Here is an 11,519-nt window from a genome sequence, read left to right as displayed (position 1 = left end):
TTTACTTATGCGTTTTAAGTTTGCTTAGCGCAAACCTGCCAATTCTTTCCCCTTCATCAACACCGTTAACTATTGATGGCATATAATGGATGCCACCATAAAAGCGGCTGATAGAAGCTTCGTCTGCCGCGGCTTTAAATGAATTAAAATGCCGGGCCGGCAAATCAAACGCCACTTCGGTAGAATCGGTAAAGGCAAAATTATCTCCAAACATTTTGCCCAATACCACAGCAGATGCATTTGATACCACACTGTGGCCACTGGTATATTCCGGGAATGGTGGTGTTTGTAATAAAGGTGTCCAGCTTTGATCAATGTATTCGTTAATATAGGTCTCGGGCCTTATTACTTTACTTTTATATTTCTCGTCCCAGCAATTAATAAAGCTGTCGGCAATTACAACAGCAAGGCATGCATAGGTTTCGGCTGTGCGCAAAAAATCTGCCTTATCCTTACGGCACACGTGCCCGGCTATATTTATCCAATGCCCCCCGGGCGAGATCTTTTTAATGGCAAACATAGTATGCCCGTTGTTATTTACTTTAAAAGGGTTATCATCCCAGTAATTGGCTATTAAGGTTTGCCCGGGCGATAAACGCATCCCCGTATCCCTAACAGCCATGGCCAGCTTGTAAAAGTAACTATCGGGCTTCTGTGAAAAATCTACAGCCTTTGCAGGCTTAAACTGTTGTGCCGAGTCTAACAGAAATGGCCGTATCTCGTTCCAATGCGGTTCAACACCTTTCATATAGGCGGGTGGGGTGGGCTTCCAGGTAGCATCGTCTGTCTGCACATCATATTTGGCTAATGATCGTGTGTGCTTATAGTTATCACTGCCAGCCCACTTTAATATCCGATCGGCTATAAGCTTTCCATATTCAATAGAGTTTTGGTAAACATCCTCCGGCATACCGGTATCCTTAAACTCCACCATCATTTTATCGTGAAAACTTTCTATTCTCCCTTCCGACATCACCAGTATCTTGCCAACGGTAAGCATGGCGTGCGAGGCAGCCAAAGTATAGCAATATTGTTTACCAGCTTTAGGCTGTGGTATAGAGTCCAGCCCGTTGAGTTGGCCGGAAAGCGACAGGTAATTTTTATTGCCGTGAACAGCAGCTTCATATCCGGCAACCGTTACGTAGGCATAAATACGACTGGCCACCGGGGGCGAATAAATATCATGAAGCATCACGTCCGTTACCTGCCTAACCGAGCGATGGATAAAGCCGGGGTTTTCAGCCATTTTTTTCCAATCGTTATTTGGCCTGCAAGATGCTAATAACAATATCGCCAATACAGCAATGCACGTTTTCTTCATAAAACAACAATAAACAAGTTTAACGGCAACGAATGTCGCTTCTCAAAACTATAAGTAAATATATGTTCTTAAAATATGATTATCACCCCCGATACATTTTGACTAACTTTTGATATTATTTGACGAATTGCCTATTTTTAAATACATTTTCTTTACAAGTATAATACTGAATATTTGCCGATACGTTAAAGCTTAACCAAAGCGTAAACCTATGCCCGAAATTACCTTCGGTATAAGTATTCATCACTTTATTACCAATTATAAAATGTCTAACCATATGCAAAAACTGTGTATCATGTTGTTGGGTACCGCGCTTTTTTTGTCAGCAGCATGCTCAAAAAAACAGGATACAGATACACTATTTAAGTTATTAGATGCATCAGAAACCGGCATCAACTTTAAAAATACTATAGTTGAAAGCGATAGCTTAAATATTCTTAATCATCCCTATTTATATAATGGCGCGGGTGTAGGCGTAGGCGATTTTAACCACGACGGGTTGCCCGATGTTTATTTTGCAGGTAATATGGTGCCCGGTAAATTATATCTGAATAAAGGTGCTTTATCATTTTCAGATATTACCGCTACAGCCGGTGTTGATGGCGGCGGCAGATGGTGTACCGGGGTATCAGTAATAGATATTAATAATGATGGCTGGCTTGATATTTATGTTTGCGCCTCGTTTAAAAAAGATGCCGGGCAGCGTAAAAATCTATTATACATAAACCAGGGAGTTAATAAAGATGGCGTACCTACATTTAAAGAATCAGCCGAATCTTACGGATTGCAGGATACAGGTTACAGTACACAGGCTATCTTTTTTGACTACAATCGCGACGGATTTTTAGATGTGTACCTGCTTACCAATGTGCTTGGTAAAACTACGCCGGTAGCCTATCGCCCAAAATTAACAAACGGCAGCGCTGAAAATAACGACCGCCTTTACCGCAATAATGGTAACGGGACATTTACTAACGTAACCAAAGAAGCAGGCATTTTATTAGAAGGCTTTGGCAACTCGGTAGCTGTTAACGATATTAATAATGATGGCTGGCCGGATATTTATGTAGGTAACGATTTTATATCGAACGATATACTATATATCAATAACAGGAACGGAACATTTACCAACCGCTCTGCAGAATATTTTAAGCATACAGGCTGGTCGGTAATGGGCGCTGATGTTGTGGATATCAATAACGATGGCCTTGCCGACCTTATATCTCTTGAAATGTTGCCCGAAGAGAATGTCCGCAAAAAAACAATGCTGGTGGGCGATAATTATATAACCTATATCAACAACAATAAATTTAAATACGAGCCCCAATATATCCGCAACGTGCTGCAATTAAACCAGGGACAATTAGGTTCCGGGCATCCACAATTTAGTGAAATTGCTTATATGTCTGGTGTATATCAAACCGACTGGAGTTGGACCCCGTTAGTGGCCGATTATGATAACGATGGCTTTCGTGATATGGTAATAACAAACGGTTACCCGCGTGATGTTACCGATTTGGACCACGCCCTTTATACTAACGACCAAGGGCGTACAGTAAAAGAAAACACAAGCCTTGCTGCCGCAGATTCATTTCCGGTTGTTAAAACCGCCAGTTATGCTTTTAAAAATAAAGGCGGTTATATGTTTGATGATGAGTCGAAAAAATGGGGGATTGTTAAGCCTACTTTTTCAACCGGCGGTGTTTATGCAGACCTTGACAATGATGGCGATATGGATCTGGTGATCAACAATATTGATGATAACGCCTTCGTTTACGAAAACACCCTAAACACAAAAACCAAAGTAGATAACGCCCATCAGTACCTTAACGCTAAGTTGGAAGGTGATGCTAAAAACACCGGAGGCATTGGGGCAACCATCCGTATCTACTATAAAGGTAAGCAGCAATTTTACGACCAGCAGCCCTGCCGTGGTTATATGAGCACTGTAGATGCGTTGGCACATTTTGGCTTGGGTGCAGCAAGCACTGTCGATTCGTTACGCATCAGGTGGCCCGATGGCAAAACCCAGCTTTTAACAAACATAAAAGCCAACCAAACAATAAAGCTACTGTACAAGAATAGTTCGGGTAGTTATCCTTCAGCCATACCCGAAAAAGTGGCGCCTGTTTTCAGGCCTGTTGCAGACCAATTAGGCATCAGGTATTTGCACCAGGAAAAAGATGCGATAGATTATAATATACAGCCTACTCTGCCGCACAAGTTGAGCCAATATGGGCCATGCATTGCCGTTGGCGATATTGATAACAACGGTTTCGACGATTTTTATTTGGGCGGCGCCGCAGGGATGAAAGGCGTATTTTACATGCAGAATAAAAACGGCGGCTTTACCCAGGATAATAAGCGTTTTTTGCATGAAGATTATAAAGATGAAGAAGACATGGGCGCCATTCTGTTTGATGCTAACGGGGATGGCTCTCTTGATCTATATGTAGTAAGTGGCAGTTATGAATTTGCCAAAGGGCATACTTCCGCACAGGACCGTCTTTATATAAATAACAAAAAAGGCTTCTTTGAGCGCGATTATTTGGCAGTACCGGTCGAGTATGATAACGGATCTTGCGTACGGGCGGCAGATTTTGATGCCGATGGCGACCTTGATCTTTTTGTAGGAGGGCGCTCTGTTTCGGGCGCTTATCCTTCATCGCCTATAAGCCATATTTTACAAAACGACGGCGGGAAATTTACAGATGTAACCGCCCGGCTCTGCCCTGATCTTATACATGGAGGCATGATAACGGATGCGCTTTGGAGCGACTTTAATAATGATGGCCGGCCCGATCTGGTTGTTGTAGGTGAATGGATGCCGGTTACTTTTTATAAAAATACTGGCAACAGTTTTACCAAAACCGCAACAGATGTAGACACGCATGTTGGCTGGTGGAACAGTATTGTTGCGGGTGATTTTAACAATGATGGTAATATAGATTACATTGCCGGCAACCTGGGGCAAAATTCAAATTATAAGGCTTCTCCTACTCAACCCATGACAATTTTGGGCAAAGATGTTGACGGCAACGGTTCATTTGATGCCATGATATTTTGCTATATGAAGGCAGAAGATGGTTCACAAAAGCCTTTCCCGATGCATACCCGCGACGATTTGATCAGTCAGGTCATCTCTATCCGTAAAAAATACCCCACCTACAGCGGCTTTGGCCGTGCCGCTATGCAGGATCTTTGGAGCGATAAAGACAAAGAAAACGCGGTTATATTAAAAGCTACTGATATGAATACCAGCTTCATTGAAAATAAAGGTGGCGGCAAATTTAGTATATCGCCTATGCCATTATCTACACAGATGGCTCCAGTTTATGGCATGGTAGCCCAAGACATTGACCTGGATGGCAACCTTGACCTGATCATGGCAGGCAACGACTTTGGGATGGAACCATTTACAGGCCGGCACGATGCTTTTATGGGCCTATATTTAAAAGGTAATGGCAAGGGTGGATTTACAGACGTTTCAATGGCCCAGAGCGGATTAAGTATTAGCGGAGATGCTAAAGGACTGGCATCCCTACGATCTGCTAAAGGGAACGAGCTGTTTATCGCCACACAAAATCAGGACAGTTTGAAAGTTTACCAGAAAACTGCGATTGGGCAATCAAAATGGATCCAGTTAGCCCCAACTGATTTTTATGCGGATATTATTTACAAGGATGCTAAGAAAAGAAGAATGGAGTTCTATTACGGCTCCACGTACCTTTCCCAGTCTTCGCGTGCAATAAAGATCGATCCAAATATCTCGAAAATCACCATCACTGATTATAGGGGCCGGAAAAGAGAGATAAAGAATTAGTTGGATTAGGGTCTGATATCTCAAAAGAAAATTCACCAAAGCCTGTAAACCAGATGATTTACAGGCTTTGGAATTATGATATAGCTACCATCTGCTCAACAAGTAAAAACTCTTCTTTTGAGGCGTCACAAACCGGGCACGAATAATGGCTAAGTGTTTCAAATTCTGTGTTTGCGGCAATTCCATTAACTACATCCCCATAAGCTTTATCGTAAACAGTTAAACAGCATTTGCACTGGTAAACCATGTATTTTGTTATCTCACTATTATTTTCTTCCGGCTCATCATAGTAGGTATCAACAGACGAACTGTTTTCGCTAAGCGTTATGTGATAATTATTACACAGGTCGATCAGACATTTTGCCAGCTCACTTTGGGGTACATTATCCTTATAGCTGATCAGGTCTTTTGAGTTGGGGTTAAAATCCCGGGAATGTAATACATCAAACAGCTCCCCCTCCTGCTTACGGATAATAACAGAACCCGGCAGCCCGGTTTTAGGCTGCATTTTTATAGCAAAGCAAAGGCGGTGTGTTCTAAGATCCTGCTCTTCAAACTCCCTTACCAGTTGCTTTTTCAACTCCAGGCTTTTGCTGCACAAATTTTCCAGTTGCCAATTCAATTCATTTGCCGCGTGCCTTACATTTACCTGGTATTTATTTAGGATAACACCCCACTCCGCACGGTCGGGTTCGTTTATTCCTTTTATTAATAGCGATTTCCAGGGGGTGGTATACAATTGACCTACCCGGGTTTTAAGGCATAAAGCGCATATATCTTTTAAAAACTCTAATGGGTAAACTTCGTTGCGGCGGTAAATACCAAGCCAGTATTTATTATTGGCATATTTATTAAATCCCTCATAATACGGCAGGTAAAAATCAGTGAGCTTAAGGGGCTCGGTTACCGGCTGATCACCAAAAGTGCTACCGGCCATAACCATCTTAAAAAACAACTGGTGCTTTATTTCGGTTTGGTCATAAAACAAACGCCTGTTATTTAATATAACGTTTTCAACTGTCTTGCTTATAACCGGGATGTCATCGGCATATACCAATGATGGCCAGCAGTAAGTACCCGTGGTTTTAGGGAAGCGGATGTATAAATACCAGTAGTTGCTTATACCCGAAGTTATAAAATTTAAATTGCCGCTAAAAAAAGGCACAAAAGTTTGATTGCTATCAACCAGGTTTATCTTTAAACGCGGAGTAAAATCAAACAGATCGAATATATCTTTATAAACCCCTTCTTTTATCCAGCTCTCGGTATTAAAAATAGCATCAGTTACATATGAGCTAAGGATATTAGGGAAATCGTCTTTATCAATTTCGTACCTGATCTCGGCCTGCATCATCTCGGTCTGCAGATCTTCGAGCCTATCGGCATCAACACAAAAAAACAATTGCTGCCTGTTGCCAATGCTTATAGTGCTTGCCCCCGCATTTGAGGCAATCAAAAGTATCTCGTACATATCACCGGCAGATACCACACCTCCCGGTAAGTTTATTTTGATGCAATTTTTGGCTTCTAACTTCATATCAGCGGCTTAATTAAGACATTACATTGTTTATGCTTTCTTCCAGCAGGCGCTTTACCTCGGGCCTGCACGATCCGCAACCTGTACCGGCGCCCGTTGCTGCACACAGGTCTTTCAAATTATCACAACCACCTGCTATTTTATTGAGAATATTTTGGCTGCCAACGTTGTTACAACTGCAAACCAACTTGCCCAACACAGGTTCAGCTTTATTACCTCCACGTAATAATTGAAGGCGCTTTTCGCTTAGCTCGGTTTTATTTGCTATTAGTTCTTTAAACTCCAGCATCTCGCTTTTATCGCCAATAAGTATTGCCCCAACCAGCCTGTCGTTATGAATGATGCATTTTTTATAATAGCGTTTGGCCTTATCAATAAATACTATTTCTTCATAATCGCTACTATCCGGGCATTCGGGCAACCCTATACTGCAAAGGTCGAAACCATTAATTTTAATGATGTTCATGAACAAGCTGCCTTTGTAATAACTGGCAATATCGCCGTTCATATATTTAGCCATCACTTCGGCTTGTTGCTCAGCTGCCGCGGTAATACCATATAGGGTGCCTTCAAACTCCGCTATCTCACCGATAGCATATATATCAGGGTCACTGGTTTGCATGCGTTCGTTTACAATTACCCCCCGCTTGCAATCTAACCCACAATCTCTTGCCAGCTCTAAATTGGGGGTTGTACCTACTGCAATGATCATGGCATTACAATCAATTTTACGCCCGCTTTTTAAAACCACACCTGTTAGTTTTGATCTGCCATAAAACAGTTGCACCTCATCATCATAATAAATATCGCAACCCTGGTCAACCATTTCCTCGTGCAGCAACTGGCTACCCAAAGTATCTAACTGGCGGTTCAAAAACCGCGATACCCGTTGCACTATAGTTATCTTAATTCCAATCTCGCGCAGCGAAGCAGCCATTTCCAAACCTAGCAAGCCGCCGCCAACAATAACCACATGGCCGTTTACCGGCACAAACTTCTTAAAACTATCCGCATCGTTACGGTTACGCATGGTGAATATACCCGGCAAAGTGGGTACATTTTTAGGGACGGTTGCCCTGCTGCCGGTGGCTATCAGCAATACATCGTACGGTGTTTTAACACCCCGCGAATCGGTAACCTGTTTATTTACACGATCAATATTCTCTACGCTCACCCCTCTTAAAAGCCTGATGTTATACGCGGGCTCTTCTTCATCCTTCATTTTTACCAGTTGTTCCCATTTCTGCTCACCGCTTATATAATCGGGCAGCATTACACGGTTATAAAAAGGATGGTTCTCTTTGCTGAAAATAGTGATCTGATCGTTTGGATTTAGTTCCCGATACGATTTAACAAAACCATAAGCGCCCGCACCCGCACCAATAACCACAACACGTTGAAAAGGCTTCTGATATCTCTTCACATTTACAGCACAGTACTTAAAATCAGGCTCTTTAGATATGGGGTCAACCAGGTCATTGGTGATGTTATTAGCCCGGTTTAGGTCGTTATTTAAAATTTTGCCCCAGTGCATAGGCAAAAACACTACGCCCCGTTTTATTTGTGCCGATAATTTTGCCTGCACCCTCACCTCACCCCTTCTTGATGAAATGGTTACTATATCCGTTTCGTTAATTTGCAGGCGGGCGGCATCTGCCGGGTGTATCTCTACAAATGCCTGCTTGTAATGCTGATTAAGCTTGTTCACCTTCCCCGTCTTGCTCATGGTGTGCCACTGATCGCGGATACGGCCGGTGGTTAATATGAACGGGTAATCATCATCGGGCCTTTCGCTGGTTAATGTATCGGGAACAGCACTTATCCGGGCTTTTTTTGATGGGGTATAAAAAGCTTTATCTATAAATAATCGCGATGTGCCACCCGGGCGACCCTTCTTTTTATAGGGCCATTGTACAGTTTTGTTTTCTTTTATAACCGCATGGCTTAGTCCGCTGATATCTATAGTGGTTTTTGCGGTAAGTTTGACATGCTCCGCATAAATAGCAGCGGCGTTTTCAAAATCAAAGCCCTTATACCCCATTTTACGGGCAAAGCGGCAAATGATCTCGGAATCGGGCAAAGCTTCGCCCGGCGGCTCTATTATTTTATTTAGATAACTGATCCTCCGCTCGGAGTTGGTCATGGTGCCTTCTTTTTCGGCCCAGGCAGCGGCAGGTAATATCACATCGGCATAGGCTAATGTTTCCGGCTTGTTGCTAATTTCCTGGACCACCACAAACTTTGCCTTTTTTAAAGCTTCTTCGGCAAGGCGCACATTTGGCAAACTGGTTAGCGGATTGGTACACATTATCCATATGCCTTTTAAACGACCATCGTTTAATGCCTCAAACATTTCTGTCGCGGTTAAACCCGGTTTGGGCTGAATGATACTGCCGCCCCAAAACTTCTGAACCTCTTCGCGATGTACAGGATTGCTGAGCTCACGGTGGGCCGGAAGTAAATTGGCTAATCCTCCGACCTCCCGGCCGCCCATGGCATTTGGCTGCCCCGTAAGCGAAAAAGGCCCGGAACCGGGTTTACCGATATGGCCTGTAATTAAATTAAGATTTATTAGGCTAAGGTTTTTATTCACACCGATAGCGCTTTGGTTAAGCCCCATCGTCCACATGGTAATAAACCCTTTTGCATCGCCAATATATTTTGCTGCCTGCTGTATGCTGCTTTCGCTTAACCCGCAGATCTGTGCCGATTCGGCAAGTGTCCGTTCAAATACAATAGCGCTGTACTGCTCAAACCCTTCGGCATGGTTAGTAATAAAGTCGATATCAATATCTCCATTTTCTATCAGCAACCGGCCAATAGCATGGTTCAGGGTAATATCCGTACCGGGATTTATAGGCAGGTGCAAATCAGCAATGGCGCAGGTATCCGTAATACGTGGATCAACCACAATGATCTTCACATTGGGGTTGGCCGCTTTGTGCGCTTCAACCCGGCGCCATAATATAGGATGGCACCAGGCAGGGTTACCACCGGCAATAAAAAAGCAGTCGGCCAGTTCAATATCATCATAACAAATTGGTACACTATCTTCACCCAGGGCTATTTTATATGCCGCTACCGCACTACTCATGCAAAGACGCGAATTAGTATCAAGGTTATTGCTGCCGATAAAGCCCTTCATCAGCTTGTTAACTACATAATATTCCTCCGTTAAACATTGGCCCGAGGCATAAAAGGCGACAGAATCCGGCCCGTACTTGTCAATAAAAGTCTTAAATACTGCTGCAGTGCGGTCAAGGGCTTCGTCCCAGCTTACCTGCTGCATGGGCATACTTTTATTATACCGCATTTGCGGATACAGCAGGCGGTCGCTTTTATCATTAACCGTGTATTGCAGGTTAAGCCCCTTGCTGCAAAGCATGCCCTTGTTTACAGGATGCTCCTGATCACCAACTACGGTAACTGTTCCGTTCCTCTCCTTGTTTACTACAATGCCGCAGCCAACACCACAATAGCAGCATACCGTTGTTGATGTATTTGATGATTCCTTTACACTCATTTTTATTACGCCATACTTCCCGCCATAGCCGGTGTTTCCGGCTGATCAACTGTTACCGGGTTTTTCACAAACCGGGTTACAAAAACAATTAATGCTACCGCTATAACCGTGTAGCCTATATAAGTAAATGCCTGCACATAAGTAATTGTAGCCGATTTGAAAAGGAATCCAAACATCATCCCTCCAAGGTTTCCGCCGGCACCAACAATTCCGCTTATCATCCCTACATTTTTCGAGTTTACAAATGGCACAATACCATAAGTGGCCCCGTTAGCCATTTTAAGAAACAGCGCGAATGAAAGCATGGAAACAATAGCGATTAGCAGCGTGCCCGATTGTGCGAATAATATCAACCCAATTCCTTCCAGCAGCAATACGCCGGCAAGTAATAAGCCCTTGCCGCGCATACCAAATTTGCCACCAACTTTATCAGATACGATACCACCCAAAGCGCGTGCAAACAGGTTCATGAACCCAAATATGCCAGCCCAAAAACCCGCCTGGCTTTGCGAAAGGTGAAAAGAATCGACAAAGTGCAACGAAGCCACATTATCAAAGGTGATCTCCATACCAAAGCACATGGCATATGCAAGCGTTAAAGCCCATACTCTCCAGTCGGCAAGTATCTTCCAGTCAGTTTTTGATGATTTACCGGCAGTGTACCCTATCTCGTCATAATTGCCATTGGGCGTATCTTTAGTGTATTTTGAATATATGAATGCTATAACAAGCATCATTACACCGGGTACTATCATTGCGTAGCGCCATGCATCGGCCTTGGTATAACCAAAACCCACAATAGCGGCAAATATTAAAGGCATTACCATATTGGTTACCCCACCACCCAGGTTACCCCAGCCACCGGTAACCGCGTTTGCCGTACCTTTTATATTAGGCGCAAACATCATAGAAGTATGGAACTGTGTAATTACAAATGATGCACCTATAATGCCTATAGCCAGCCTAAATAATAAAAACGTTGTATAATCATGCGCCAGGCCTACAAAAAATACCGGTAACGATCCTATTAGCAATAACCTTATAGCCGTTTTTCGCGGCCCCCAGGTATCGCAAAGCTTACCAATAATAAGGCGCGCAATTATAGTTGCAGACACCGATGCTATGATAATATTGCCTACCTGCCCTTTAGTTAAATGCAGTTCGGCACGTATGGTTGGCATTAAAGGCGCCAACCCAAACCAGCCAAAAAAACATACAAAAAACATAAGCCAGGTAATGTGAAAGGTGCGCATTTGTATACCTTTTACTGAGAATATATTAAGTTTAGTAAGTTGCTTTTCCATTATGCGGTATT

Annotated in this window: 5 protein-coding genes; 1 reads left to right on the top strand and 4 read right to left on the bottom strand. The window is 43.2% G+C overall.

Annotated features, from left to right (window positions below):
• Nucleotide 1: 1 nt before the first annotated feature.
• A complete protein-coding gene (locus NPE20_RS21570) occupies nucleotides 2–1,321 on the bottom strand; it encodes a vanadium-dependent haloperoxidase (protein WP_256540780.1) in 1,320 nt (439 codons plus the stop codon).
• A 277-nt stretch (nucleotides 1,322–1,598) separates the two neighbouring features.
• On the opposite strand from NPE20_RS21570, the gene NPE20_RS21565 reads away from it, so the two are divergent.
• On the top strand, nucleotides 1,599–5,144 hold the full coding sequence (locus tag NPE20_RS21565) for a VCBS repeat-containing protein (protein WP_256540779.1): 3,546 nt from the start codon (nucleotides 1,599–1,601) through the stop codon (nucleotides 5,142–5,144).
• 73 nt (nucleotides 5,145–5,217) lie between these two features.
• On the opposite strand, the gene NPE20_RS21560 is transcribed toward NPE20_RS21565, so the two are convergent.
• From NPE20_RS21560 to NPE20_RS21550, 3 genes are read right to left on the bottom strand one after another with little or no spacing between them, the layout of a single operon-like run.
• The gene (locus NPE20_RS21560; RefSeq protein WP_256540778.1) at nucleotides 5,218–6,681 is read right to left on the bottom strand and encodes a rubredoxin domain-containing protein; all 1,464 of its coding nucleotides are present in this window, start codon (nucleotides 6,679–6,681) and stop codon (nucleotides 5,218–5,220) included.
• A 13-nt stretch (nucleotides 6,682–6,694) separates the two neighbouring features.
• On the bottom strand, nucleotides 6,695–10,204 hold the full coding sequence (locus NPE20_RS21555) for a nitrate reductase (RefSeq protein ID WP_256540777.1): 3,510 nt from the start codon (nucleotides 10,202–10,204) through the stop codon (nucleotides 6,695–6,697).
• 5 nt (nucleotides 10,205–10,209) lie between these two features.
• Nucleotides 10,210–11,508: an MFS transporter gene (locus NPE20_RS21550; RefSeq protein WP_256540776.1), complete on the bottom strand. Its 1,299-nt coding sequence runs from the start codon at nucleotides 11,506–11,508 to the stop codon at nucleotides 10,210–10,212.
• Nucleotides 11,509–11,519 lie beyond the last annotated feature (11 nt).

The organism is Mucilaginibacter aquariorum (assembly GCF_024498135.1).
Taxonomy (GTDB): Bacteria; Bacteroidota; Bacteroidia; order Sphingobacteriales; family Sphingobacteriaceae; genus Mucilaginibacter; species Mucilaginibacter aquariorum.
This window is presented reverse-complemented; position numbering and strand designations above follow the sequence as displayed.

What these genes read in the sequence shown, in the direction of transcription:
- NPE20_RS21555 (WP_256540777.1), bottom strand. Translation starts at nt 10,204, where the DNA reads ATGAGTGTAAAGGAATCATCAAATACATCAACAACGGTATGCTGCTAT.
- NPE20_RS21560 (WP_256540778.1), bottom strand. Translation starts at nt 6,681, where the DNA reads ATGAAGTTAGAAGCCAAAAATTGCATCAAAATAAACTTACCGGGAGGT.
- NPE20_RS21570 (WP_256540780.1), bottom strand. Translation starts at nt 1,321, where the DNA reads ATGAAGAAAACGTGCATTGCTGTATTGGCGATATTGTTATTAGCATCT.
- NPE20_RS21565 (WP_256540779.1), top strand. Translation starts at nt 1,599, where the DNA reads ATGCAAAAACTGTGTATCATGTTGTTGGGTACCGCGCTTTTTTTGTCA.
- NPE20_RS21550 (WP_256540776.1), bottom strand. Translation starts at nt 11,508, where the DNA reads ATGGAAAAGCAACTTACTAAACTTAATATATTCTCAGTAAAAGGTATA.